Here is a 24,924-nt window from a genome sequence, read left to right as displayed (position 1 = left end):
GGTCCGTCAGATCCAGACCAGCCTCCAGAGCCGGAAGACGCCGGTTCCGTCGGACAGGTACTGGCCACCGCCGACGTCCTCGCTGCTGAGGACGTAGTCCTTGCGCTGCCACAGCGGGATCAGCGGAACGTCCCGCGCGACGGACTCCTGGATGCGCCGGAACGAGTCGGTCGTCCTGCTGCGGTCCTTGTCCTGCTGCGTCTCCCGGATCAGCCGGTCGACGTCCTTGCTGCTGTAGCCGTTCTTCATGGAGTTGCCGGTGCCGACGAGGGGCGCGCCGAAGGTGTCGGGGTCGGGGTAGTCCGCGACCCAGCCGACCGCCCAGGCGTCCAGGTCGCCCTCGGCGTACCGCTTCTGGAAGTCCGTCCACTCGTAGCCCTTGGTCGTCACCTTGAACAGTCCGCCCGCCTCCAGCTGCCGCTTGAGTTCGGTGGCCTCCTCGCCCGCCGCGCCCCGGCCCTCGGCGAATCCGTAGGTGAAGCGCACGGGCAGCGTGACCCCGGCCTCGGTCAGCAGGGCGCGCGCCTTCTTGGCGTCCGGCTTCGGGTAGGCGTCGAAGAAGGACGTCGAGTGGCCGGTGATCCCCGCGGGGATCAGCCCGTACAGCGCCTCGGTGGTCCCCCTGTACGTCCGTTCGACGAGCTGCTCGCGGTCGATCAGCGAGGCGACGGCCTGCCGGACCCGCGCATCGTGCAGCGGCGAGGACGCGCGGACGTTCAGCACGAGGTTGCGGGTCTCGGCGCTCTCCGCCTCCGTGACCCGCTGCTTCGGGTCGCTCGGCGAGAGACGGGCGAGCATGGCGGGCGGCAGCTGGCGTGCGGAGACGTCGAACTTCTTCGCCTTCCAGGCCGCCTGCAACGCCTGCGAGTCGGGGTAGTAGCTCAGGACGACGGGCCTGCCGAGGTCCTTGACGGCGCCTTCGTAACGGGAGTTGGGGGCGAGGACGGCCTGCTGGTCCTTCACGTACTTCTTCAGCGTGTACGGTCCTGTGCCGTCCGCGGCGGTCCCGGTGCGCAGGGCGCGCTTCGGGTAGCGGGTGTGGTCGACGATCGAGCCCGCACCGGTCGCCACCTTGAACGGGAAGGTCGCGTCGGGCGAGGACAGATGGAAGGTGACGGTCTGCCCGCTCGCGTCCACCGTGCCGAGCGTCGACAGCAGGGAGGCGGGCCCCACCTCGGCGTTGATGCGCTTGACCCGCTCGAAGGAGAACTTCACGTCCTCGGCGGTCATCCTGCGTCCGCTCGGGAACGCCACGTCGTCGCGGAGCGTGCAGCGATAGGTCCGCAGGCCGGAGCCCGAGAACGCGCAGCTCTTCGCGGCGTCCGGTACGGGTTCGGCGCCGCCGGGCTCGAACGTCAGCAGCGACTGGAACAGATTGCTGAACAGCGCCCAGGACCCGGCGTCGTAGGCGCCGGCCGGGTCGAGCGAGGTGACGGCGTCCGTCGTGCCGACCGTGATGGTGCGGTCGGTGTTCTCCTTCTTCGGCAGTAACTGCCAGCCCGCCACACCCACGCCCGCCAGGACGAGTAGTACGGCCAGAACTCTTACCCGAACCGATCGCATCGGTGCCCTCCCCAAGGCCCACCGCAGGCCACTCCCCTGGTGACGCGGATCACCTAATCACAGGAGTTTCAGGAGAGGAGGCGGTTTCGGGAGAGTGTTCGACAACGATGCGGACAGCCTCGCCGGACGCCTCACAGCGGGCTCTCAGGCTTCTCGCGAGGCCAGCTCCACGACGGTGATGTCCGAGGGCGCGCCCACCCTCGTCGGCGGCCCCCAGGCGCCCGCGCCCCGGGAGACGTAGAGCTGGGTGTCGCCGTAGCGCTCCAGCCCCGCGACGGTCGGGTTGGCGGCGGCCGCGACGAAGTTCCCGGGCCACAGCTGTCCGCCGTGGGTGTGCCCGGACAACTGGAGGTCGACGCCGTGCCGTACCGCGTCGTGGATCTGCACCGGCTGGTGGGCGAGCAGGACGCAGGCCCGCGCGGTGTCCCGGTCACCGAGCGCCCTGTCGAAGTCGGGACCGTGTCCCTCGCTCTCGCCCTGGACGTCGTTGACGCCGGCGAGGTCGAATCCGGCCAGTTCGGTACGGGCGTTCTCCAAGGGGTGGATGCCCAGCTCCCGTACCTCCCGGACCCACTGCGCGGCCCCGGAGAAGTACTCGTGGTTCCCGGTGACGAAGTAGGCGCCGTGCCGGGCCCGCAGCCCGGCCAGCGGGGCGGCCGCGGGACCGAGGTTCTTGACGCTGCCGTCGACCAGGTCGCCGACGACGGCGATGAGGTCCGGCTGCGTGGAGTTGATGGTGTCGACGACCTTCTGCGCGAAGCCGCGCCCGAGCACCGGTCCGAGGTGGATGTCGCTCACGACGGCGATCCGGTATCCGTGGGCGGACCGCGGCAGTTTGGCGAGCGGCACGGTGACCCGCTTCACCGCGGGCCCGCGCAGCACGCCGTACGTGCCGTATCCGACGGTGCCCACCGCGGCGGCGGCGACGGCGCCGCCCACGACGCGGGAGACGAAGAGGCGGCGCGACGGAGCCGCGAGCGGCCCGGCCACGGGGGCCTCCGTGCCGCCCGGCGACACTGCGGACTCTCGCGGCTCTCGCGGCTCTTCCGGAGCGGCGGGCTCGGTGTGCTTCGTCGCGGACGGTTCCTCGGCGGCCGGTTCCGTCGAGGCCGACACGCCCGGGGTGCGAGGCACGCCGACCGTCGTTCCGTGGGCGACGGCTTCAGAGCCGGAGCCGGAGCCGGAGTCGGCGACGGCTTCCGCTTCCGCGGTCCGTCGTGTCGCGGCTCGGTGGTCGAGGGCCCGTCGCAGGAGAGGCCGTACGAGTTCGCCGACCAGCAGCGCGAGCAGCAGGTAGAGCGCGAGGGCCATCCACAGGAACCCGGGCCATCCCAGGGTCCGCTGCAACCAGAAGGGGGCGCCGGCGCGCTCGCTCACCACGGCGCCGAGCATCAGCAGCGGTCCGGCGACGAAGAGGGCGGCGCCCACCCGGCGGGCCGTTCCGGGGCCTGCCGTGGTGTCCCGCACCAGGCGGCGCCAGGCATACCAGTGGAACCCGCCGAGCACGGCCAGTGCGGCCACGCCCACCAGCACGAACACGATGACCATGGCGCCCGGCTCCGTTACGACGTCCGGCGCGCGGCGCGTACGCCGCGCAACCCGATGACCCCGACGACCGTCCCCAAGACAAAGGAGACGACGGCCAGCGTGAGATGCACCCAGAAGTAGGCCGTCGGATCACCCGCGTCGTCGAACGCGAGCCCGCTGCCGTCCTTGTACAGGTTCTTGATGAAAGTGACCCAGATGACCCAACTCCACACCCCGAAGGCGAGCAGGAACCAGGAGATGGGGCGGCTGAGCTTCATGGGTTCAGTATCGCCGTCGCCGACCGCGACCCGGCGCCGGGGTGTGGAGGGCGCGCACACCTCCCCGGGCGGCGGTAGGACTTCCCGCCCTCGGCCCTGTAATTTCTCGACCGTGCCCGAGTCGAAAAAGACCATCAAGCGATCCCTGTTGGTCACTTCAGCCACCTTGTTGACCTTGTCCCTCACCGCGCCCGCGTTCGCGGACGCCGACACGAGCCCCGAGGCGTCCCCGTCGGCCTCGCCGTCCGCCACTCCCCCGGCGAACATGTCGACCGTCGGCGGCGCGCAGCTCGGCCTCCCCGGCAGCCAGGTGAACCTCGGCAGCGGTGTGCCGGTGCTGCCCAAGGACGTCACCGCCCGCTCCTGGATCGTCGCCGACGCGGAGTCCGGTGACGTCCTCGCCTCGCACAACGCGCACTGGCGGCTGCCCCCGGCGAGCACGCTGAAGATGCTGTTCGCCGACACGCTGCTGCCCAAGTTCCCGAAGAGCACCGCGCACAAGGTGGTCTCCTCCGACCTGGCGGGCATCGGCTCGGGCTCCAGCATGGTGGGGATAAAGGAGAACGAGACCTATTCGGTCCACGACCTGTGGCTCGGTGTCTTCCTGCGGTCCGGCAACGACGCGGTGCACGTCCTGTCCGCGATGAACGGCGGCGTCGACCAGACGGTCCGCGACATGCAGGAGCACGCCGACGACCTCCAGGCGCTCGACACGAACGTGGTGAGCCCGGACGGCTACGACGCGAGCCGCCAGGTGTCGTCGGCGTACGACCTGACGCTGTTCGCCCGGTCGGGTCTGCAGAAGAAGGACTTCCGGGAGTACTGCTCGACGGTGCGCGCCAAGTTCCCCGGCGGGACGGCGAAGAACGCGAAGGGCCGGACGACCCGCGAGTCCTTCGAGATCCAGAACACGAACCGGCTGCTGACGGGTGACAGCGATGTCACCACCTACCAGGGCATCGCCGGGGTGAAGAACGGCAACACGACCAACGCGGGCGCCACCTTCACCGGGGTCGCCGAGCGGGACGGCAAGGTGCTGCTCGTCACGGTCATGAACCCGGAGAAGAGCGAGCACAACGAGGTCTACAAGGAGGCGGCGCGGCTTCTGGACTGGGGCTTCCACGCCTCGGGCAAGGCCCAGCCGGTGGGTGAACTCGTGCCGCCCAAGGGCGTCGACACCTCCGCGCAGCCGGGCGCGACGGCTTCGGGCAGCGCCACCCCCGACGCCTCGAAGAAGCCCGTGGCGGCCTCCTCCGCCTCCGCGAAGGGCGGTTCGAGCGGTGTCGGCATCGCGCTCGCCATCACGGGCGGCGTCCTCGTCCTGCTCGCCGCGGGCGTCTACCTCGTGAACCGCCGCTGGCCCGGCCGCTCCAAGAGCTGACACGCCGGCGCCGCCGAGCGTCCGGCACGGAGAAGTCCCGGCACCCGTGAGGTGCCGGGACTTCTCCGTGCCGGGGCTTCGGGAACCCGTCCCCGGCAATCAGGCCGTGCGGTGGCCCTCCGAGCCGGACGGCGCGCGGGGACCGGCTCCCGGGTCGCCCGGACCGGCCGGCGCCTCCGCGGCGCCCGCTCCCCTCGCCTCGGCGGCCTCCGCGTCCGCCTCGGCCTCCTCCGCGCCCTCTTCGGTCGTCGTCGGCGTGTCGGCCTCCGCGGGTTCCCCTGCCTGCCCCAGCTCCTCCTCCTTGCTCCCCGTCGCCGTCCAGGCGGCACAGAAAAGGAGCAGTTTCGAGGTGAAGTTGATCCACAGGAGCAGTGCGATCGGCACCCCGAAGGCGCCGTACATGCTCTTCGAGGCAACGCCCCGCATATAACCGCTGAGCAGCAGCTTGAGCAGTTCGAAGCCGATCGCGCCGATCAGCGAGGCGACGATCAGCCGGCGGCGGGGCGGCTGGACGCCGGGCAGCAGGGTGAGGACGTACAGCAGGACGAGGAAGTCGGCGAGGACGGCCACCGCGAAGGCGATGACCTGGAGCAGCACGCTCCCCCAGCCGTTCTCGTCGATGCCGATCTGCCGCGACGACCAGCCCACCGCCGTGGACGCGAGCGTGGAGACGACGACCGTCAGGAGCACGGCGCCGCCCAGGCCGACGAGCACACCGCCGTCCTTGCCCTTGCGGAGCAAGGGGTTCTCCTCGGGGTCCGGGAGCTCCCAGACCGCGCGCAGGCACTCCCGCATCGAACCGACCCAGCCGATGCCGGTGACCAGCAGCAGGGCACCCGCGATGAGCCCGATGGCGCCGGCGTTCTGGACGAGGCTGTTGATGTCGAGCTGGTCGGAGATGCCCGGCACCTGCTCGGCGAGCTTGTCCTGGAGGTCCTTCTGCTGCTGGGTGCTCAGCGTCGCGGCACCGATCGCGGCGGCGACGGTCAGCAGCGGGAAGAGCGCCACGAAGCTGATGAAGGTCATCGCCGCGGCGAGCCGCGTCCACTTCACCCGGTCCAGCCGCTCGTACGAGCGCCACGCGTGCGTGGTCATCAGACGTACGACCAGAGGCCCCACGCCGGGAAGTTTTTTCAGCCAGTCCATGATCCGACTCTGCCCTCGCCTCGGAAAACCAATGTGCGGGTACCCCAAAAACGCAGGACAGTGGCGATCGCCATGCCGATTCCCGCACCGGAGACGGTGTCGGCCTGCTGTGAGGTGAACCCGAGCCCGTAATGACTGACGGCGATGCACAGCATCTGCACCAGCGCGCCCGCGATGTTCACGGCGAAGAAGACCGCGTACTGGCGGGGCCCCCGAGCCGCGTGCCGGTAGGTGCCGAGCGCGTTCCCGGCGTACGCGACGGAGCAGCCCGCCAGGAAGGAGAGCGCCTTGGCGGTCAGCGGATCCAGGCCCGCGGGACCACGCAGCCAGAGGAAGAGGCCGAGGTCGGCGGCGTACGCGAGGAGGCCGGCGGCGGCGAACCCGGCGACCTCGCGGAGGAACCGCGTGCGGGGTCCGGGCCCGGGACGGGCGACTCCTCGGACGACCGGTTCCGTGAGGACTGCCCCGGACGCGAGGGGACCGGGGACAGGACCCGGGCCGGGGCCGGGGCCGGGGCCGGGGCCGGGGCCGGCGGGATGCTCGGTGACGCTCACCAGTTCGCCACGGCGAGCCCGTACATCGCGAGCCAGACGAGGCCGATGACGGCGAGCGCCCGGTCGTGCAGGACGACGTCCTCCGGCTCGCCCGCCGTGCCCCGGTCGGCGAAGACGGCGTACCGCAGGACGGCGAAGATGAAGGCGACCATGGACAGCTGGCGCCAGGGCAGCAGGCCGGTGCTGGGCACGCTTCCCTCCTCCAGGGCCCACAGGCAGTAGCCGAGGACGGCCACTCCGGCGGCCAGCTGCCACACGAACCGCAGGTAGCCGGTCGTGTACTCGGTGAGCAACGCGCGCGTGGCGCCCGCTTTCCCGGCCATCTGCACGGCCTCGGAGTAACGCTTCGCCGACACCATGAACAGCGCCCCGAAGCCCGTGGTGATCAGGAACCAGCGCGACAGGGGGATGCCGAGGGCCAGGCCGCCGACCATCGCCCGCATCAGGAAGCCGGTGGTGACGACGACGAGGTCCACGACGAGCACGTGCTTGAGGCTGACGCAGTACGCCAGCTGCATCCCGATGTACGCGGTCAGCAACGCGCAGACGGCCGGTGAGCAGAGCCAGGCGGCGAGGGCGGGCGCGAGGGCCGCGAGGGTGCCGCCGACGGCGTAGGCGACGGGCACGGGGACCTGGCCCGCGGCGACCGGACGGTGGCGCTTCACGGGGTGGGCGCGGTCGGCGGCGGCGTCCCGGGCGTCGTTGATCAGGTACACGGCGGCGGAGGAGGCCGTGAACAGCGCGAAGACGACGGCGAGTTGGCCGAGCGCGTGGCGGGAGAACAGCTGGCCCGCGGCGGCCGGGGCGGCCACGACGAGCACGTTCTTCACCCACTGACGGGGGCGCGCGGTCCTGACGAGCCCCCGGACCAGTCCGGTCAGGCTTCTCGGGGGCGGCGCAAGGGCGGGGGCGCGCTCCAGGAGCGCCGTGCGCTCAGCCATGGCGCACCCCGATCCACCGGGCGCCCAGTCCGGCCGTCGCGGCTCCCAGGGCGGCGCCCGCGGCGACGTCGGTCGGGTAGTGGACACCGACCACGAGACGCGAGAGGCACATCGCGGCGGCCAGCGGCACGGCGACCGGCGCGCCGAGCGCGCCGAACGAGACCGCGGCGGCCGCCGCCGAAGTGGCGTGCGAGCTGGGGAAGGAGTGCCGTCCCGCCGTGCGCACCAGCGGTCTCACATGGGTGGGGCGGGGGCGTCGCACGATCCGCTTCACCCCCATGCTCGCGAGGTGCGCGGTGGCGGTGAGGACGGTCGCGCGGAGCCAGGCGCCTCGGCGCTCCCGGTCGACGGCCGCGCCGGCGAGTCCGGCGGCGAGCCAGAGCGCGCCGTGTTCACCGCTCCGGGACAGAGCCCGGGCGGTGGCCGCGATGCGCGGGTGGTCGCCGTAGGCGTGGACCATGGACAGCAGCCGCCGGTCCATGCCGTCGAGGCTCCGGTCCGCACGGCCGCCGCGCCGGTCCCTGCCGGCTGGGCCGCCGCGGTCCATGCTGTCGTCGTCGCGGTCCATGCTGTCGTCGTCCCGGTGCATGTCGTCGCGGTGCATGTCGTCGCGCGAGCGGTCGACGTCTACGTGTCCTTCGTGATGACGACCGACGCGATCAATGCGGTCAGAGCCGTCAAGGTCGTCAAGCTGGTCCATGCGATCAAGGTCGTCAAGCCGGCGATCGACGGCGTCACGCTGCCGGTCCATGCGGTCGGGCTCGTCATGGTCGTGGCGTGGCCGGGTTCTCTCGCCACCACGGTGGCCATGGCCGTCAAGCCGCCGATCCATGTCGTCACGGTCGTCAAGTTCGTCCATGTGATCTCACTCTTCTAGTGAGGAGCCGCAGAATTACGGCAATCTTGGACGACATCCCATTAATCACCCATTTCGGTGAGGAGCCGTGGGGGCCTGGGGGGATTGCCCCGGTGTGCACCCTTGGCGGCGCTACGGTCACGGGCATGCCTGCCGACACCGTCTCCGTCACGGGTTGGGGCCGCACCGCCCCGACCGCCGCCCGACTGGTCCGCCCGCGCAGCTACGAGGAGGCGGCGTCCGCCGTCCGGGAGTGCGGCACCCGGGGCGGGATCGCCCGGGGGCTCGGACGGGCGTACGGCGACGCGGCGCAGAACGCGGGCGGGGCCGTGCTCGACATGACGGGCCTCGACCGGATCCACGCCATCGACGTGAGCGGCGGCACGGTCCTGTGCGACGCCGGGGTGTCTTTGCACCGGCTGATGGAGGTGCTGCTCCCCCTCGGGTGGTTCGTCCCGGTCACCCCCGGGACCCGCTACGTGACGGTGGGCGGGGCGATCAGCGCGGACATCCACGGCAAGAACCACCACGGGTCCGGCTCGTTCGCCCGGCACGTGCTCTCCTTCGAGCTGCTGACCGCGGACGGGGAGATCCGGACGGTCGGACGGGGCGAGCCCCTCTTCGACGCCACGGCGGGCGGCATGGGCCTGACCGGCGTGATCCTCACGGCGACCGTCCGCCTCCAGCCCGTGGAGACCGCGCTGATGTCCGTCGACACCGAGCGTGCGGTCGACCTGGACGACCTCATGGCCCGGCTGACCGCCACCGACCACCTCTACCGCTACTCGGTCGCCTGGATCGACCTCCTCGCGCGCGGGGCGAACATGGGCCGCTCGGTCCTGACCCGCGGCGACCACGCCCCGCTGAACGCGCTGCCCCCGCGGGCGCGCCGGCACCCGCTGGCGTTCCGCCCCTCACGACTGCCGGCGCCACCCGCCTTCGTACCGGAGGGGCTCCTCGGCCGGACGACGGTGGGCCTCTTCAACGAGCTCTGGTACCGCAAGGCGCCCCGCGCGCGTACCGGCGAGCTCCAGCGCATTCCGACCTTCTTCCACCCCCTCGACGGGGTACCGCACTGGAACCGCGTCTACGGGCGCGGTGGGTTCGTGCAGTACCAGTTCGTCGTCGGGCACGGCCAGGAGGAGGCCCTGCGGCGCATCGTGGGGCGGATCTCGGAACACCGCTGCCCGTCGTTCCTCGCCGTCCTGAAGCGCTTCGGGGAAGGCGATCCGGGCTGGCTGTCCTTTCCGATGCCCGGCTGGACCCTCGCCCTCGACATCCCGGCGAACCTGCCGGGCCTCGGCGCCTTCCTCGACGAACTCGACGAGCAGGTGGCGGGTGCCGGGGGGCGTGTCTACCTCGCCAAGGACGCGCGGCTCCGGCCCGAACTGCTGGCCGCGATGTATCCCCGGCTGGACGCGTTCCGCTCGCTGCGCCGCGAGCTGGACCCCCGGGGCGTCTTCACCTCGGACCTGTCCCGCCGCCTGGGCCTGTAGAGCGCATCCGGCCACCCCTCCCCCGGTGTTCCCGGGCACCTGTCCCGGCCTCGTCGTTTCGTCCCCGTCCCAAGGAGCTGTCATGAAGGACGCCTTCGGTATCCCCCAGTCCCTGCTGATCCTCGGCGGCACGTCCGAGATCGCGCTGGCCACCGCGCGCCGGATGATCATCCGGCGCACCCGCACGGTGTGGCTGGCCGGACGGCCGACGCCCGCCCTGGAGGAGGCCGCCGAACAGCTGCGCGCGCTCGGCGCGGACGCCCGTACGGTCGCCTTCGACGCCTTGGACCCCGAGTCCCACGAGGAGGCGCTCGGCAAGGTCTTCGCCGAGGGCGACATCGATATGGTCCTGATGGCGGTCGGGGTCCTCGGCGACCAGGCGCTGGACGAGCGCGAGCCCGTCGCGGCCGCACGGGTCGCGATGACCAACTACACGGGGGCCGTCTCGTCGGGCCTGGTGTGCGCGCGGGCCCTCCAGACGCAGGGGCACGGCTCCCTGGTGGTGCTGTCCTCGGTCGCGGGCGAGCGCGCCCGTCGCTCGAACTTCATCTACGGCTCCAGCAAGGCCGGTCTGGACGCGTTCGCGCAAGGGCTCGGCGACGCCCTCCACGGAACGGGCGTGCACGTGATGATCGTCCGTCCGGGGTTCGTCCGCACCCGGATGACGGCCGGCCTGCCGGAGGCGCCGCTCGCGACCACCCCGGAGGCGGTGGCCGCCGCGATCGAGCTGGGGCTGCGGCGCCGGTCGGAGACGGTGTGGGTACCGGGGGCGCTGCGGGTGGTCATGTCCGCCCTGCGACACGCGCCGCGCGGGCTGTTCCGTCGCCTGCCGCTCTGAAGCACTCGACACGCCGTGCCCCTGGAGCCATGGGCCCGGGGGCACGCGCGTGTGGACCGGCGCCGGCGGACCGCCGTCAGAGCGCGGGCAGAGTCGTGTTGGTGCCGCGCTCCGAGGGGCAGGCCTGCGGGGGGACCACGGCGCCGCCGAAGACGTACTCGCGGAGCTTGCGCCACACAGCGTCCGGGCCCTGCTCGTACAGCGCGAACCCGGTGCAGGGCCACTGGGCCTCGTAGCCGGAGAGTGCCTCGAAGGCGCGGTCCATCGCCTCGTCGTCGATGCCGTGGGCCACGGTGACGTGCGGGTGGTACGGAAACTGGAGCTCCCGGGCGCAGGGGCCGGAGGCGTCCCGGACCTGCTTCTGGAGCCAGGTGCAGGCCTCCGTGCCCTCGGCCACCCGGACGTAGACGACCGGTGACAGGGGGCGGAAGGTGCCCGTGCCGGACAGCCGCATGGGGAACGGGCGCCCGGCCGCGGCGACGTCGAGGAGGTGCGCCTCGATCGCGGGCAGCGCCGTCTCCTCCACCTCGGTCGGCGGCAGCAGGGTGACGTGCGTGGGGATGCCGGAAGCCGCGGGGTCGCCGAAGCCCGCGCGCCGCTCCTGGAGCAGGCTGCCGTGAGGCTCCGGGACCGCGATCGACACGCCGATCGTTACGGTCCCCACGTCGTCTCCTGTCGTCGTTCCATGGTCCGGTCGGTGGTGGTGCGGGGCGGACAGGGGCCGTTGTACGGCCTGTCCGGCTATCGACTGTACGGCGGTGAGGCCCTCTATTGGCGGCCGTACGAGTGTCGCGCTCGTCTCGTACTGACTGCCGAAGGCGCTGTGGTAGGGGCCGCCGTACGGATTGGGCCCCCGCCGACGCGGCGGCCCCGTCCCTCAGTGCTTGGCGGGCAGGAAGCCGACCTTGTCGTACGCCTGGGAGAGCGTCTCCGCGGCGACGGCACGGGCCTTCTCCGCACCCTTGGCGAGGATCGAGTCGAGGGTCTCCGGGTCGTCCAGGTACTGCTGGGTGCGCTCACGGAACGGCGTCACGAAGTCGACCATGACCTCGGCGAGGTCGGTTTTCAGCGCACCGTAGCCCTTGCCCGTGTACTTCTGCTCCAGTTCGGCGATACCGGTCCCGGTGAGGGTCGAGTAGATGGTCAGCAGATTGCTGATACCCGGTTTCTCCGCCGTGTCATACCTGATGACCGTGTCCGTGTCGGTGACCGCGCTCTTGACCTTCTTGGCCGTCGCCTTCGGGTCGTCGAGCAGGTTGATGAGGCCCTTGGGCGTCGACGCCGACTTGCTCATCTTGATCGCCGGGTCCTGGAGATCGAAGATCTTCGCCGTCTCCTTGAGGATGTACGGCTTCGGGACCGTGAACGTCGCGCCGAAGCGGCCGTTGAAGCGCTCGGCGAGATCGCGGGTCAGCTCGATGTGCTGTCGCTGGTCCTCACCGACCGGCACCTCGTTGGCCTGGTAGAGCAGGATGTCCGCGACCTGGAGGATCGGGTACGTGAACAGGCCGACGCTCGCCCGGTCGGCGCCCTGCTTGGCGGACTTGTCCTTGAACTGCGTCATGCGGGAGGCCTCACCGAAGCCGGTCAGGCAGTTCATGATCCACGCGAGCTGCGCGTGCTCGGGCACGTGGCTCTGCACGAAGAGCGTGCAGCGCTCCGGGTCGAGGCCCGCGGCGAGGAGCTGGGCCGCGGCGAGCCGGGTGTTGGCCCGCAGGTCCGCGGGGTCCTGCGGGATCGTGATCGCGTGCAGGTCGACGACCATGTAGAAAGCGTCGTGGGACTCCTGCAGGGCCACCCACTGGCGGACCGCGCCGAGGTAGTTGCCGAGGTGGAACGAGCCTGCCGTGGGCTGGATTCCGGAGAGCACGCGAGGACTGTCAGAGGCCATGCTCACCATTCTCTCAGGTACCGGGACCCGCTCCGGAACTGGCCGGAAACAGCGGGGACACGCGTGGGAACCGATGGGCCCCGAGCGGTGTACCAAGAGTGTGAGGACGCGGGAGGGGGGCCGCATCGTCGTCGACGAGGCCGAGGTCATCGCCCGCGTACGCGCCGGAGAGCCGGAGGCGTACGCGGAGCTGGTCCGTGCCCACACGGGTATCGCGATCAGGGCGGCCAGAGCACTCGGCGCGGGTGCGGACGCGGAGGACGTGGTGCAGCAGGCCTTCATCAAGGCGTACTGCTCGCTGGAGCGCTTTCGGGAGGGCTCGGCGTTCAAGCCGTGGCTGCTGTCGATCGTCGCCAACGAAGCGAGGAACACCGTGCGCACGGCGGTGCGTCAGCGCACCCTGGCCGGCCGGGAGGCCGCGCTGACCGAGGCGGAACCGCTGATACCGGAATCCACGGACCCGGCCCTCGCGGCCCTGGAGACGGAGCGCCGGGCGGCGCTGCTGGCCGGCCTGGACCAGCTGAGCGAGGAGCACCGCCTCGTCGTCACCTACCGCTATCTGCTGGAGATGGACGAGCCGGAGACGGCCCAGGCGCTGGGCTGGCCCCGGGGCACGGTGAAGTCCCGGCTCAACCGCGCCCTGCGCAGACTGGGCCGGCTCCTGCCCGCTCTCGAACCCCACGAGCCGCTGCTGCCCCGGCAGCCCCGGCAGCCCCGACAAGGGGGTGCCGACCATGCGTGAGCCGTACAAGGACGCGGGCGCGGACGAGGGCGACGGCGTCGCCGGTGCGGGACCGGGCCTCGGCCGCGGGAGGCGGGGGCCCGCCGACGCCGCCCGGCTGCGGGACGAACTGCTGGCGCTCGGAAGAACGCTGGACGGACCGGGAACGGACGGCGCGGATCGCGGCGAGTCGATGGCCGAGCGGGTGCTGTCGGAACTGCTCGCGATGGAGGCGTCCCCGGCCTCGACGCGGCGGCACGGCGCGACCCCGTCCGCGCTGACCGGCCGGCCCTCGCGGCCCGGCGCGCGGCTGCGGCCGGTGCGCCGCTGGGCGCGGGAGCGTTGGCGCGTTCTGACGGCGGGACTGTGCGGTGTGCTGACGGTGCTCGTCCTCACCCCTCCGGTGCGCGCCGCGGTCGTCGACTGGTTCGACTTCGGCGGCGTCGAGGTGCGGTACGACCCGTCGGTGGCGCCCTCGGCCGGTGCCCGGGTGCCGGGCTGCCCCGGCCCCTCCCTGACATCGGCTCAGGCAGCGCGGCGGGCCGGGTTCACCCCGCCCGTGCCCGGCGCGCTGGGGGCGCCGGACACGATCACGGTGACACCGGAGCCGAAGGGGCGCCTGCTGATGAACCTGTGCTGGCGCGAGCACGGTCACACGGTCCGGATCGACGCGTTTCCGGCCCGGCTGGACATCGGTTTCACCAAGACCGTGCGGGAGCCGCCGGAGTGGCTGAGCCTGGGCGACGGGGAGACGCTCGGCAGTCCCGCGCTGTGGTTCGCGCGCCCGCACGTTCTGAGCTTCCGGCTCCTCGACGCGGACGGCGAGGGCTTCGACCACGCCGAGCGGACCGCCGGGCCGACGCTGCTGTGGACGCACCACGGCGAGGTGACGCTCCGGCTGGAGGGAGTGTCCTCGAAGGCGCGGGCGCTGGAGATCGCGCGCTCGCTGACGTAGCCCGCCCCGCTGCCCGCGCGACCGGGCCGAAGTCCGCGGGTCCCGGGAGGGAACCCCGAGGGGTCGAGCGGTGTACCAGGAGTGAGACGTCTCGTGCGGGCCCCACCGGCTGAGGGTGGCGCGCCAGGGCGGGACGGCGGGTGCGATGCCGAGAGGACGAGCGGCCAAGGAACGAGAAGCCGAGAGGCCGAGGGAACGAGGGGCTGACGACATGGGGGGACGGATGACGTGCAGGGGCCGGTGGGATCGAAGGGGCAGGGCGGGGGTGTGGGGGCGGTTCCTCGTGTTGGTGGCGGTGGCCCTGTCGGCGTCGCTGACGGTCGGCGTCGCTCTGTCCCGGGCCGCGGTCGGTACCGAGAGCCTCGGCAGAGGTGACAGCCCGGACCTGGCTCTGGTGATCGCCGGCGACACCGGCCGGACGACGACACTGCGCTCCGAGGACCGGGACTTCGGGCGGCTGTGGCGGCTGCTGGCGCCCCGGTTCACGGGCACGGAGCAGGTGCCCGACGCATGGGCACAGGGCGACTATCCGGCGGTGCGGGCCACGGTCGTCTGGGGGCTGACCGGTGTCGGGGGCTGGCCGCAGACAGCTCGCGCCCCCGGCGGGGACGTCGCCGTCGAGCGGCAGGACCAGGTGTTCCTCGCGCCGGACGGCACACCGTGGGTGCGCACGGACGTCTCACCCGACGTGGTCGACGACGACATCCGCTGGCATCGGGCGCCGCGCTCGGTGTTCGGGCAGCTGGCGCAGGACGGAAAGCTGTTCGGTCCGCAGCGTGCGGCGCCGGTGTCCACGGGACGGGCGGCGCGGGAGCGGGCGGAGTGGGCGCTGGCCGGAGTCGCGGCGGGGCTGCTGCTGGGCGCCGGCATTCCCTGGTGCAGACGCCGCGCGGCGACCCGGCGCGAGAACGCCGGATCGCCGCGGGAGCCACGACAGGAGCTGGTCGACCTGTAGGAGCCGGCCGGTGGGCGGCTGTCAGCCGAGGTCGATCTCCGGGTAGAGCGGGAACGGCGCCAGCAGGTCGGTGGCGCGGTGGGCGATCTCGTCGGAGATCTTCGCGTCGAGGACGTGCTGCGCCTTGGACGGAGCGCCCTTGGCGGTCGTGCCGGCCTCGGCGGCGGTGAGGACGCGGTCGATCAGACCGGCGATCTCGTCCATCTCGGCCGCACCGAGACCACGGGTGGTCAGCGCGGGCGTGCCGATGCGGATACCGGAGGTGTACCAGGCGCCGTTCGGGTCGGCGGGAATGGAGTTGCGGTTGGTGACGATGCCCGAGTCGAGCAGGGCCGACTCGGCCTGACGGCCGGTCAGGCCGTAGGAGGAGGCCACGTCGATGAGGTTGAGGTGGTTGTCCGTGCCGCCGGTGACCAGCGTGGCGCCGCGGCGCATCAGGCCCTCGGCGAGGGCACGGGCGTTGTCGACGACGGCCTGCGCATAGGCGCGGAACTCGGGGCGGCGGGCCTCCGCGAGTGCGACGGCCTTGGCGGCCATGACGTGCGGGAGGGGGCCGCCGAGCACCATCGGACAGCCGCGGTCGACCTGCTCGGCGAGGGTCTCGTCGCACAGGACCATGCCGCCGCGCGGGCCGCGGAGCGACTTGTGCGTGGTGGTGGTGACGATCTGGGCGTGCGGCACCGGGTCGAAGTCGCCGGTGAGGACCTTGCCGGCGACGAGGCCGGCGAAGTGGGCCATGTCGACCATGAGGGTGGCGCCGACCTCGTCGGCGATCTCCCGCATGATGCGGAAGTTCACCAGGCGGGGGTAGGCGGAGTATCCGGCGACGATGATCAGCGGCTTGAACTCGCGGGCGGAGGTGCGCAGGGCCTCGTAGTCGATGAGGCCGGTCGCGGGGTCGGTGCCGTAGGAACGCTGGTCGAACATCTTGCCGGAGATGTTCGGGCGGAAGCCGTGGGTGAGGTGGCCGCCGGCGTCGAGGGACATGCCGAGCATCCGCTGGTTGCCGAAGGCCTGGCGCAGTTCGGCCCAGTCGGCCTCGGTGAGGTCGTTGACATTGCGGACGCCCGCCTTGGCGAGGGCGGGGGCCTCGACGCGGGCGGCGAGGACCGCCCAGAAGGCGACGAGGTTGGCGTCGATGCCGGAGTGCGGCTGTGCGTAGGCGTGCTCGGCGCCGAAGAGTTCGCGGGCGTGTTCGGCGGCGAGGGCCTCGACGGTGTCGACGTTGCGGCAGCCGGCGTAGAAGCGGCGGCCGACGGTGCCCTCGGCGTACTTGTCGCTGAACCAGTTGCCCATGGCGAGGAGGGTGGCCGGGGAGGCGTAGTTCTCGGACGCGATGAGCTTGAGCATGTCGCGCTGGTCGGCGACTTCCTGGCCGATGGCGTCGGCGACGCGGGGCTCGACGGCCCTGATCACGTCGAGGGCGCTGCGGAAGGCGGTGGACTCGGTGGAAAGGGGCTCTGGCATGACGGCCTCCGGACGTGGCGTTCAGCGTTCACGGGTCGGCCCAGGCGCACGGCACTCGGTTGCCGGGGCTTCCGCCCGGACACGGCCCGGTGCCCTCGTGCGGCCGGATGCAGCGGCCGGAGGGCCGGGACGGTTCCCGGAGAAGTCACAGCGTGGGTGCCGCTCCCCGATGGTCGGTCCCATCCCAGCGCGCCAGTCACGGCCCCGCCGGTCAGCCTACCGGGCGCGCCGGATCACCGGGTTCCCGCGTCCACCATGCGAGCGACGATAGGAAGGAGGCCACAAGCCCACCCTTTCGCGGGTCGGAGAACGGAGTTCCGGTGAGCGCCATGGATGCCCTGGAGACGACGGAGGCGTTCATCGCCTCGGCCGACGCGCACAGCGCGCACAACTACCACCCGTTGCCCGTCGTCGTGACGACGGCGGACGGGGCGTGGATGACGGATGTCGAGGGGCGTCGCTTCCTCGACCTGCTGGCCGGCTACTCCGCGCTCAACTTCGGCCACGGCAACCGGCGGCTGATCGAGGCGGCGAAGGCGCAGCTGGACCGGGTGACGCTGACGTCGCGGGCCTTCCACCACGACCGGTTCGCGGACTTCTGCCGGGAGCTGGCGTCGCTGTGCGGCATGGAGATGGTGCTGCCGATGAACACGGGCGCGGAGGCCGTGGAGACCGCGGTGAAGACGGCCCGGAAGTGGGGGTACCGGGTCAAGGGTGTGCCCGAGGGGCGGGCGAAGATCGTCGTCGCGGGCAACAACTTCCACGGGCGGACGACGACGGTCATCAGCTTCTCGACGGACCTTGAGGCGCGGGCGGACTTCGGCCCGTACACGCCGGGGTTCGAGATCGTGCCGTACGGCGATCTCACGGCGATGCGGGCGGCGGTGTCGGAGAACACGGTGGCGGTCCTGCTCGAACCGATCCAGGGGGAGGCCGGTGTGCTGGTGCCGCCGCCGGGCTATCTGCCGGCGGTGCGGGAGCTGACGCGGGAGCGGGGTGTGCTGTTCGTCGCGGACGAGATCCAGTCGGGACTCGGGCGCACGGGACGGACGTTCGCGTGCGAGCACGAGGATGTGGTGCCGGACATGTACGTCCTCGGGAAGGCACTTGGCGGCGGGGTGGTGCCGGTGTCGGCCGTCGTGTCGAGCGCGGAGGTGCTGGGCGTGTTCCGGCCCGGGGAGCACGGGTCGACGTTCGGGGGGAATCCGCTGGCCTGCGCGGTGGCGCTGGAGGTGATCGCGATGCTGCGGACGGGTGAGTACCAGCAGCGGGCCGCCGAGCTCGGCGCGCATCTGCACCGCGAGCTGGCGCGGCTCACCGACTCGGGGCATGTGACGGCGGTGCGCGGGCGGGGGTTGTGGGCGGGCGTCGACATCGCCCCGGAGTTCGGCTCGGGGCGGGAGATCTCCGAGAAGCTGATGGACCGGGGTGTGCTGGTCAAGGACACCCACGGCGTCACCGTCCGGGTGGCCCCGCCGCTGGTCATCGGCAAGGAGGACCTGGACTGGGGGCTGGGGCAGTTGCGGGAGGTACTGGGGGCGTAGAGCGCGCCTCGCCGTCCCGGCCGGGGCGGGGGCTCTAGAGGATCACGTGGGGCAGGAAGCGGGCGTACTCGTCGGTGATGAGGCCGGAGGACTCGCGGATGCCGAGGCCCGCCGCCGCGTCCTCGACGACCCAGGCGCCGAGGACGACGCGGTTGCCGTCGAAGGAGGGCAGCGGCGCCAGCTCCTGGTAGCAGCAGGCCTCTTCGCGGACGACGGGGTCGGCGCCGGGCTCGTGGATCGTCACGCCGTCGCCCTCGCGGCCGAGGAGGGGCTTGGCGACGTATCCGTTCGTGCGGGCCAGTTCGCGGGGGCCGTCGAGGTAGGCAGGGAGGAGGTTGGGGTGGCCCGGGTACAGCTCCCAGAGGATCGCGAGGAGCGCCTTGTTGGAGAGGAGCATCTTCCAGGCGGGCTCGATCCACAGGGTGCTCCCCGTGCCGCCGCCGTTGTCGAGGGTGTCCAGGACGTGGTCGGCGAACCGGTCGGCGGTGAGCCATTCCCAGGGATAGAGCTTGAAGCAGCTGCGGATGAAGCGGAGCCGGTTGTCGACGAAGCGGCCGGAGAGGGAGTCCCAGCCGATCTCCTCCATGGAGATCCAGTCGGTGGCGAGGCCGGCCTGTTCGGCTGTCTCCTTCAGGTAGGCGACCGTCATCAGGTCCTCGCCGAGTTCGTCGGCGGCGGAGTGCGCGAAGTGGAGCGGGCTGCCCGGCGGCAGCAGGGCTCCCTGCTTCTTCCAGGCGGCGACGAGGCGTTCGTGCAGGGAGTTCCACTGGTCGGCGCCGGGGAAGCGGTCCTCCATCCAGAACCACTGGGGGCTCGCGGCCTCCACGAGTGAGGTCGGGGTGTCGGCGTTGTACTCCAGGAGTTTCGCCGGTCCGGTGCCGTCGTAGCGGAGGTCGAACCGGCCGTAGACGGAGGGGAGTTCGGCGCGCCGGTGCCAGGACTCGGCGACGGCCGCCGCGACCCGCGGGTCGTCGATGCCGAGGTCGGCGAAGCGGCCCTGCTCGACGATGTGCGCTGCGGCCGCGAGGCACATGCCGTGCAGTTCCTCGACGACCTCCTCCAGTGCCTCGATCTCGGGCAGCGAGAAGACGTAGTGGGCGCTCTCGTCCCAGTAGGGGCGCAGCGAGTCGTCGGGGTGGCGGGTGAGCGGGTAGACGAGCCCCTGCTCCTCGACGGTCTGCTGCCAGCCGGGGCGGGGGCTGATGGTGCGGCGTTCCATGGGGTCGGGTCTCTGTCCGGGGTCTGTGGTCGGCGGGGTCTGTGGTCGGCGGGGTCCGTGGTCGGGGTCGGTGTTCGGCGGGCGCGCCGGGCGAGCTGGCGCGGGTGGGGTTGTGGGGGGAGGGCGCGGGGGCGGTTGCGGGTACGGGGCGGGGGCCTTTGAAACGGCCGTGCAATGTGCGGCCCGCGATGATCAGCCGCCCGAGCCGCCCTTGCCGCCGCCGAAGCCGCCGCGGTCGACGCCGCCTCCGTGGCTGCCGCCGCTCGAACTGCCGGATCCCTTGCTGGGCTTGGTGAAGGAGCCGCCGTCGATCCGGCCGCTCTTGCTCGTGCCGCCGTAGTACCAGGTGCCGTGGGTCGAGGACTTGGTGGAGGTGCAGTTCTTGTCGGAGACGACCTCGTAGCCCTTGCCGAGCCGGTAGCTGTCACGGTCGACACAGCGCTTGTCGGGGGCGTCCGAGGAGCAGGCGGTGAGAGCCGCCGCGAGGAGTCCCATGCCGCCGAGGACGACCGTGCCCGATCGCAGCCGGCGCTGTACGTCTGCCATTCCGTTCCCCCGTTGTTCTGTGCAGATCATGTTTTGGTCGGAGTCCAGATTAGAGAGCGCGCACGCCGAGCCCGCGTCGGCCCCCCGCGCCGCGCTGTCCCCTACAGTCGCTTCGTGCTCTTTGGAATGGTGTGCGCCCTTGGTGCCTCGGTCTGTTTCGGTACGGCGACGGTTCTCCAGGCAATGGCCGCCCGCGCCGCCGGTGAGGGAGGGACCGACAGCGGGGCCGCGGGTGCGGCGACGCTGCTGCTGCGTGCCTTGCGGCAGTGGCGCTATCTCGCCGGACTCGCCCTGGACGGCGTCGGGTTCCTGCTGCAGATCGCCGCGCTGCGGTCCCTTCCCATCTACGCGGTCGGGGCGGCGCTCGCCGCGAGCCTCGCCGTGACCGCGGTGGTGGCCTCGTGGCTGATCCATGTGCGGCTGAGCCGTGTCGAGTGGGGCGCGGTGGCGGTGGTGTGCGCGGGTCTCGCGATGCTGGGCCTGGCGTCGGGGGCGGAGGGCGACCGGACGGGGTCCCTCGGACTGAAGTACGCGATGCTGGGGATCTCCGTGGTGGTCCTGCTGCTGGGGCTCGTCGGCGGCCGGCTGCCCGACCGGGGACGGGCGCTCACGCTGGGTCTGGGGGCGGGGTTCGGGTTCGGTGTCGTCGAGGTGGCGGTGCGGCTGATCGAGGACCTCGACCCGGGGAGCCTGCTGAGCAACCCGGCGACGTACGCGCTGCTCGTCGGTGGTGGAGCCGCCTTCCTGCTGCTGACCACCGCCCTGCAGCGGGGGTCGGTGACGACGGCCACCGCGGGACTCGTCATCGGGGAGACGATCGGGCCCGCGCTGGTCGGCGTGATCTGGCTCGGTGACCGGACGCGGGAAGGGCTGACCTGGCTGGCGGTCCTCGGGTTCGCGGTGGCCGTGGCGGGCGCGCTGGCCCTGGCCCGGTTCGGTGAGGCACCGGGCACGGAGACGGGTACGGAGCACGAGTCCGCGGACGCCGGGTCGCCTCAGGGGTGAGGGCGGGCGCCCCTGGTCGGTACGGGCCCCGCGGCACCCCGCGGCACACCGCGCGGCCTCACGGCGGGGACCGGGACAGCGCGCGCCTCCACGGCAGGACCCGGGACAGCGCGTGGGCCCGGGTACCGCCCGGTACGGCGCACCGCCGCCTCACCGCCCCACCCCGCCCGGCGCACCGCCTCGCCCCGCACAGCCCCACCCCGCCCGGTGCATCGCCTCACGGCAGGGCGCGGCACAGGGCGTCCAGGGCGCCGGACCAGGCGTGGTCGGGCGGGGTGCCGTAGCCGACGACCAGGGCGTCCAGCGGGGGGACGGAGGCGTCGGGGTGCCGGTGGCGGGCGAGGCCGTGCACGGCGAGCCCCTGCCAGGCGGTGGCCTGGACGACCGACCGCTCGGTGCCGGGGGGGAGTTGGAGCACCGCGTGCAGGCCGGCCGCGATGCCGGTGGCACGGACGGCGGGCGCGCGGGCGGCGAGCGCGGCGACGAGGGCGTCGCGGCGGCGCCGGTATCTGAGCCGGGCGGCGCGCACGTGACGGTCGTACGCGCCGGAGGTGATGAACTCCGCGAGGGTCAGCTGGTCCAGCACACCGGTGGACCAACCGCCCCCCGCCCTCAGGGAGACGACCTCGTCCACGAGCGACGGCGGCAGGACGAGCCAGCCGAGGCGGAGCCCGGGGGCCAGGGACTTGCTCGCGGTGCCCATGTGGATCACGTGGTCGGGGTCCAGTCCCTGGAGCGCGCCGACGGGCTGCCGGTCGTAGCGGAACTCGCCGTCGTAGTCGTCCTCCAGGACCAGTCCCCCGGTGCGGCGGGCCCAGTCGACGACGGCGGCCCGGCGGTCCGGGTGCAGGGGCACACCCATCGGGAACTGGTGGGCGGGTGTGAGCAGGACGGCGCGCGCACCCGCCATGTCCCGTGTGTCCGTGCCGAGTTCGTCGAACGGGAGCGGGGTCGTGCGCAGGCCCGACCGGTGCAGGAGGTTCCAGTGCGCGTCGAGCCCGTACGACTCGACCGCGACCGATCGCAGGCCGCGCTGCCGCAGGACCGTTCCGAGCAGGGTCAGCGCGTCCGCGAAGCCCGAGCAGACGAGGATCCGGTCCGGGTCGGCGCGGACGCCCCGGGCGCGGGAGAGGTAGCCCGCGAGGGCGACGCGCAGTTCGGGGCGGCCGCGCGGGTCGCCGTAGCCGAGGGCCTCGTGGGGGGCGTCGGTCAGGGCGCGCCGGGCGGCCTTGAGCCAGGCGGTGCGGGGGAAGGAGGCGAGGTCGGGGCTGCCGGGGACGAGGTCGTAGGCGGGGCGGCTCGGTTCGCGGCGGCGCTGCGCGGGCTCGGCCCCCTGCGGCGCGACGGTCCGTTCGGCCACCCGGGTCCCGGATCCCTGGCGTGCGGTGAGCCAGCCCTCGGCGACGAGGTCGGCGTAGGCGTCCGCGACCGTGTTGCGGGCGATTCCGAGATCGGCGGCGAGCGAGCGGGAGGAGGGGAGGCGGGTTCCGGGGGCGAGCCTGCCGCCCCGGACGGCCTCGCGCAGCGCGTCCGTCAGCCCCTTGCGGACGCCGGATCCGGTGGGTTCCAGATGGAGGTCGACGCCCAGAGTGGCCCATGTTTTCGCCATGGGAATGGACCATACTCCTGGGCTACTCCCCTCGTAGTGTCGGTGACACGACGGCGCGGTGCCCGACCGCGCGGACCACCGGGAGGAATGCCATGACCAGCGGCACGACGACGGACACCACGACCACGGCCGGCGAGGGTGCGCCGTACGCGCCCGAGCACACGCCGCGGCTGAACTGGGCCCAGCTCGCGCCCGACGTCTACAAGGCGATGGTCAGGCTGGACGCGGCGGCCCGGCGCGGGGTGGATCCCGTGCTCCTGGAGCTGGTGAAGATCCGCGCCTCGCAGCTGAACCACTGCGCCTTCTGCCTCGACATGCACACCAAGGACGCGCTCGCGGCGGGCGAGAGCGTGGAGCGGATCGTGCAGCTCGGCGCGTGGGAGGAGTCGCGGCACTTCTACACGGAGCGGGAGCTCGCGGCCGTCGAGCTGACCGAGGCCGTCACGGTGCTCACGGACGGTTTCGTGCCGGACGAGGTCTACGAGCGGGCGGCGCAGCAGTTCGACGAGACCGAGCTGGCCCAGCTGATCGCCTGCATCACGGTCATCAACTCCTGGAACCGGTTCGGCGTGACCTGCCGCATGGTGCCCGGTCACTACCGGGCCGGGCAGCACGCGTGACCGCCGCCGGAGCGCGGACCGCCGCGGTTCCGGCCGTGGTCTCCGCGTGGTGAGCGGGGTGGAGCGGTTCCGGGCGCTGCATCACGGTCGCGTGCCGGACGATCCGCTGGTGCTGCCCGGACCGTGGGACGCGGCGAGCGCGCGGGTGTTCGCCGACGCGGGCTTCCCGGCGCTGGCGACCCCGAGCGCCGGCGTCGCCGCCTCCCTCGGATACGCGGACGGGCAGACGCCGGCCGCCGAGATGTTCGCGGCGATCGCCCGGATCGCCCGGGCGGTCGACGTGCCGGTGTCGGCGGACGTGGAGGGTGGCTACGGGCTCGCGCCGAAGGAACTGGTGGAGCGGCTCCTGGAGGCGGGCGCCGTCGGCTGCAATCTGGAGGACTCCGAGGCCGGTGCCCTCAAGGACGCGGAACGGCACGCCGCATGGCTGGCGGAGGTGCGGAGCGCGGCGGCGGACCAGTTGTTCGTGAACGCCCGCGTCGACGTTTTCGAGTACGGCGACGGTGATCCGGAGCGGGTCATCGAGCGGGCCGCGCTGTACGTGTCCGCGGGGGCGGACTGTGTGTACCCGATCGGGGCGCCGGCCGGCGTGCTGCCGCTGCTGCGGTCCGGCATCCGCGGTCCGCTGAACGTGTTCGCCCGGCTCGACGGCGTACCGGCGGCCGAACTCGGTGAACTCGGCGCCACCCGGGTCACGTTCGGGCCGGGGCTGCAGCGCAGGGCCGCCAGGGCGCTGGAGGACATCGCGGCGGAGCTGAGGTAGTCCGCGCAGGGCCCGCGGCGGACCGGCGTGATGGGTGGGGGGCGGGGCCGTATCGGTCGGCCCCGCCCCCGTCGCGCGCGCTCCGGCTACGAGGGCAGCCAGGCCCGCCAGGTCGACCTGTGCTGGTCGACCCACTTCTTCGCTGCCTCCTGCGGCGTCAACTTGTCGTTGGCGATCATCAGGGAGACCTCGTTCTGGTCCTCGGTGGTCCACTTGAACTTCTTCAGGAAGGCGGCGGCCTTCCCGCCGGTCTTCGCGAAGTCGGCGTTGAGGTACTTCTGCAGCGGGGTGTGCGGATAGGCGCAGGCGACCTTCGCAGCGTCCGCGTCACAGCCCTCCTTGTAGGCGGGCAGCTTCACCTCGGTCATCGGGACCTTCTCGAACAGCCACTGCGGGGAGTACCAGTACGTGAGGAAGGGCTTCTTCTCCTTCGCGAACTGCTTCATCTGCGTGATCTGCGCGGCTTCCGAACCGGCGAACACCACCTGGTAGTCCAGCTTCAGGTTGTTCACCAGCGCCTTGTCGTTGGTGACGTACGACGGGGAGCCGTCGAGGAGCTGTCCCTTGCCGCCGCTCTCGGGGGTGCGGAGCTGGTCGGCGTACTTGTTCAGGTTCTTCCAGTTCGTGACGTCGGGGTGCTGCTTGGCGAAGTACGTGGGGACGTACCAGCCGATGTGCCCGGTCACTCCGAGGTCGCCGCCGGGGGCGATGAGCTTCTTGTCGGTGACGTAGCGCTTCTCCTGGTCGGGGTGGCCCCAGTCCTCCAGGATGGCGTCGACGCGGCCCTGGCTGAGGGCGTCCCAGGCGGGCACCTCGTCGACCTGGACGGTGTCGACGCGGTAGCCCAGCTCGTGTTCGAGCAGGTACTGCGCCACGCCCACGTTGGCCTGGGCGCCGACCCAGGACTGCACGGACAGGGTCACGGTCTTGGCGCCCTGGGCGTTCGCGAACGGCGAGGCCTGCTTGGTCATGTCGGCGGCGCCGCAGCCGGTGAGCAGCAGCAGGGCCGATGTACCGGCCAGGGCCGCGGATGTCGTACGGAGTCGCAT

25 protein-coding genes are annotated in these 24,924 nt (G+C 72.3%); 11 read left to right on the top strand and 14 right to left on the bottom strand.

Going from position 1 to position 24,924, the window contains the following annotated elements; translation table 11 throughout:
• Window positions 1–6 precede the first annotated feature (6 nt).
• From B0675_RS13300 to B0675_RS13290, 3 genes are all read right to left on the bottom strand, one after another.
• On the bottom strand, window positions 7–1,563 hold the full coding sequence (locus B0675_RS13300; protein ID WP_081219004.1) for an ABC transporter substrate-binding protein: 1,557 nt from the start codon (window positions 1,561–1,563) through the stop codon (window positions 7–9).
• Window positions 1,564–1,707: 144 nt separating this feature from the next.
• Entirely contained in the window at window positions 1,708–3,111 is a 1,404-nt protein-coding gene (locus B0675_RS13295) for a metallophosphoesterase (protein WP_081219003.1), read from the bottom strand.
• A gap of 14 nt (window positions 3,112–3,125) precedes the next feature.
• Complete coding sequence (locus tag B0675_RS13290) at window positions 3,126–3,368, bottom strand: hypothetical protein (protein ID WP_081219002.1); 243 nt, start codon at window positions 3,366–3,368, stop codon at window positions 3,126–3,128.
• A gap of 112 nt (window positions 3,369–3,480) precedes the next feature.
• Here B0675_RS13290 and B0675_RS13285 point away from each other — a divergent pair, with 112 nt between their 5' ends.
• Window positions 3,481–4,749, top strand: a complete 1,269-nt coding sequence (locus B0675_RS13285; protein ID WP_347108743.1) for a D-alanyl-D-alanine carboxypeptidase — start codon at window positions 3,481–3,483, stop codon at window positions 4,747–4,749.
• A 99-nt stretch (window positions 4,750–4,848) separates the two neighbouring features.
• On the opposite strand, the gene B0675_RS13280 is transcribed toward B0675_RS13285, so the two are convergent.
• The 4 genes from B0675_RS13280 to B0675_RS13265 are packed head-to-tail and all read right to left on the bottom strand — an operon-like array spanning window position 4,849 to window position 7,871.
• Window positions 4,849–5,895: a YihY/virulence factor BrkB family protein gene (locus B0675_RS13280; RefSeq protein WP_081219001.1), complete on the bottom strand. Its 1,047-nt coding sequence runs from the start codon at window positions 5,893–5,895 to the stop codon at window positions 4,849–4,851.
• Window positions 5,883–6,449 carry a GtrA family protein gene (locus B0675_RS13275; RefSeq protein ID WP_081219000.1) on the bottom strand — a complete coding sequence of 189 codons (567 nt, stop codon included), beginning with the start codon at window positions 6,447–6,449 and terminating at the stop codon, window positions 5,883–5,885. The genes B0675_RS13280 and B0675_RS13275 overlap by 13 nt, the downstream gene beginning before the upstream one ends.
• Window positions 6,446–7,390 (bottom strand): decaprenyl-phosphate phosphoribosyltransferase, encoded by a 945-nt coding sequence (locus B0675_RS13270; RefSeq protein WP_081218999.1) that lies wholly within the window; start codon window positions 7,388–7,390, stop codon window positions 6,446–6,448. The genes B0675_RS13275 and B0675_RS13270 overlap by 4 nt, the downstream gene beginning before the upstream one ends.
• The gene (locus B0675_RS13265; RefSeq protein WP_241539932.1) at window positions 7,383–7,871 is read right to left on the bottom strand and encodes a phosphatase PAP2 family protein; all 489 of its coding nucleotides are present in this window, start codon (window positions 7,869–7,871) and stop codon (window positions 7,383–7,385) included. Before B0675_RS13265 ends, B0675_RS13270 begins: the two co-directional genes overlap by 8 nt.
• A gap of 102 nt (window positions 7,872–7,973) precedes the next feature.
• Between B0675_RS13265 and B0675_RS13260 the strand changes: the two genes are divergently transcribed.
• From B0675_RS13260 to B0675_RS13250, 3 genes are all read left to right on the top strand, one after another.
• The gene (locus B0675_RS13260) at window positions 7,974–8,267 is read left to right on the top strand and encodes a hypothetical protein (protein ID WP_143661068.1); all 294 of its coding nucleotides are present in this window, start codon (window positions 7,974–7,976) and stop codon (window positions 8,265–8,267) included.
• A 125-nt stretch (window positions 8,268–8,392) separates the two neighbouring features.
• On the top strand, window positions 8,393–9,742 hold the full coding sequence (locus B0675_RS13255) for an FAD-binding oxidoreductase (protein ID WP_081218997.1): 1,350 nt from the start codon (window positions 8,393–8,395) through the stop codon (window positions 9,740–9,742).
• Window positions 9,743–9,824: 82 nt separating this feature from the next.
• Entirely contained in the window at window positions 9,825–10,580 is a 756-nt protein-coding gene (locus tag B0675_RS13250; RefSeq protein WP_081218996.1) for a decaprenylphospho-beta-D-erythro-pentofuranosid-2-ulose 2-reductase, read from the top strand.
• Between the two features lie 76 nt (window positions 10,581–10,656).
• Here B0675_RS13250 and B0675_RS13245 read toward each other — a convergent pair whose 3' ends face one another.
• Both B0675_RS13245 and trpS read right to left on the bottom strand, forming a co-directional pair.
• Window positions 10,657–11,244, bottom strand: a complete 588-nt coding sequence (locus B0675_RS13245; protein WP_081218995.1) for a 2'-5' RNA ligase family protein — start codon at window positions 11,242–11,244, stop codon at window positions 10,657–10,659.
• A gap of 213 nt (window positions 11,245–11,457) precedes the next feature.
• Window positions 11,458–12,471: a tryptophan--tRNA ligase gene (gene trpS, locus B0675_RS13240; protein WP_081221766.1), complete on the bottom strand. Its 1,014-nt coding sequence runs from the start codon at window positions 12,469–12,471 to the stop codon at window positions 11,458–11,460.
• Between the two features lie 100 nt (window positions 12,472–12,571).
• Between trpS and B0675_RS13235 the strand changes: the two genes are divergently transcribed.
• The 3 genes from B0675_RS13235 to B0675_RS13225 all read left to right on the top strand — a co-directional run bounded on the left by B0675_RS13235 (window position 12,572) and on the right by B0675_RS13225 (window position 15,102).
• Complete coding sequence (locus B0675_RS13235) at window positions 12,572–13,213, top strand: sigma-70 family RNA polymerase sigma factor (RefSeq protein WP_241539773.1); 642 nt, start codon at window positions 12,572–12,574, stop codon at window positions 13,211–13,213.
• On the top strand, window positions 13,206–14,147 hold the full coding sequence (locus B0675_RS13230; RefSeq protein WP_081218993.1) for a hypothetical protein: 942 nt from the start codon (window positions 13,206–13,208) through the stop codon (window positions 14,145–14,147). The genes B0675_RS13235 and B0675_RS13230 overlap by 8 nt, the downstream gene beginning before the upstream one ends.
• A gap of 265 nt (window positions 14,148–14,412) precedes the next feature.
• Window positions 14,413–15,102, top strand: a complete 690-nt coding sequence (locus B0675_RS13225; protein ID WP_241539772.1) for a hypothetical protein — start codon at window positions 14,413–14,415, stop codon at window positions 15,100–15,102.
• Between the two features lie 21 nt (window positions 15,103–15,123).
• Here B0675_RS13225 and B0675_RS13220 read toward each other — a convergent pair whose 3' ends face one another.
• Entirely contained in the window at window positions 15,124–16,569 is a 1,446-nt protein-coding gene (locus B0675_RS13220) for a glycine hydroxymethyltransferase (RefSeq protein WP_081218992.1), read from the bottom strand.
• 338 nt (window positions 16,570–16,907) lie between these two features.
• Between B0675_RS13220 and rocD the strand changes: the two genes are divergently transcribed.
• Window positions 16,908–18,113 (top strand): ornithine--oxo-acid transaminase, encoded by a 1,206-nt coding sequence (gene rocD / locus B0675_RS13215; RefSeq protein WP_081221764.1) that lies wholly within the window; start codon window positions 16,908–16,910, stop codon window positions 18,111–18,113.
• 34 nt (window positions 18,114–18,147) lie between these two features.
• On the opposite strand, the gene B0675_RS13210 is transcribed toward rocD, so the two are convergent.
• Entirely contained in the window at window positions 18,148–19,332 is a 1,185-nt protein-coding gene (locus B0675_RS13210) for a glutathionylspermidine synthase family protein (protein WP_081218991.1), read from the bottom strand.
• Between the two features lie 192 nt (window positions 19,333–19,524).
• Window positions 19,525–19,878, bottom strand: a complete 354-nt coding sequence (locus B0675_RS13205) for a hypothetical protein (protein WP_081218990.1) — start codon at window positions 19,876–19,878, stop codon at window positions 19,525–19,527.
• 126 nt (window positions 19,879–20,004) lie between these two features.
• Here B0675_RS13205 and B0675_RS13200 point away from each other — a divergent pair, with 126 nt between their 5' ends.
• Window positions 20,005–20,883, top strand: a complete 879-nt coding sequence (locus B0675_RS13200) for a hypothetical protein (protein ID WP_081218989.1) — start codon at window positions 20,005–20,007, stop codon at window positions 20,881–20,883.
• A gap of 217 nt (window positions 20,884–21,100) precedes the next feature.
• Here B0675_RS13200 and B0675_RS13195 read toward each other — a convergent pair whose 3' ends face one another.
• Window positions 21,101–22,492, bottom strand: a complete 1,392-nt coding sequence (locus B0675_RS13195; RefSeq protein ID WP_081218988.1) for a PLP-dependent aminotransferase family protein — start codon at window positions 22,490–22,492, stop codon at window positions 21,101–21,103.
• Between the two features lie 92 nt (window positions 22,493–22,584).
• Between B0675_RS13195 and B0675_RS13190 the strand changes: the two genes are divergently transcribed.
• Both B0675_RS13190 and B0675_RS13185 read left to right on the top strand, forming a co-directional pair.
• Window positions 22,585–23,112: a carboxymuconolactone decarboxylase family protein gene (locus tag B0675_RS13190; protein ID WP_081218987.1), complete on the top strand. Its 528-nt coding sequence runs from the start codon at window positions 22,585–22,587 to the stop codon at window positions 23,110–23,112.
• 49 nt (window positions 23,113–23,161) lie between these two features.
• Window positions 23,162–23,875 (top strand): isocitrate lyase/phosphoenolpyruvate mutase family protein, encoded by a 714-nt coding sequence (locus B0675_RS13185; protein WP_081221763.1) that lies wholly within the window; start codon window positions 23,162–23,164, stop codon window positions 23,873–23,875.
• 86 nt (window positions 23,876–23,961) lie between these two features.
• On the opposite strand, the gene B0675_RS13180 is transcribed toward B0675_RS13185, so the two are convergent.
• Window positions 23,962–24,924 (bottom strand): ABC transporter substrate-binding protein, encoded by a 963-nt coding sequence (locus B0675_RS13180; protein WP_081218986.1) that lies wholly within the window; start codon window positions 24,922–24,924, stop codon window positions 23,962–23,964.

The sequence above is a fragment of the Streptomyces sp. M41(2017) genome (assembly GCF_002078175.1).
In the GTDB taxonomy this organism is placed as follows: domain Bacteria; phylum Actinomycetota; class Actinomycetes; order Streptomycetales; family Streptomycetaceae; genus Streptomyces.
This window is presented reverse-complemented; position numbering and strand designations above follow the sequence as displayed.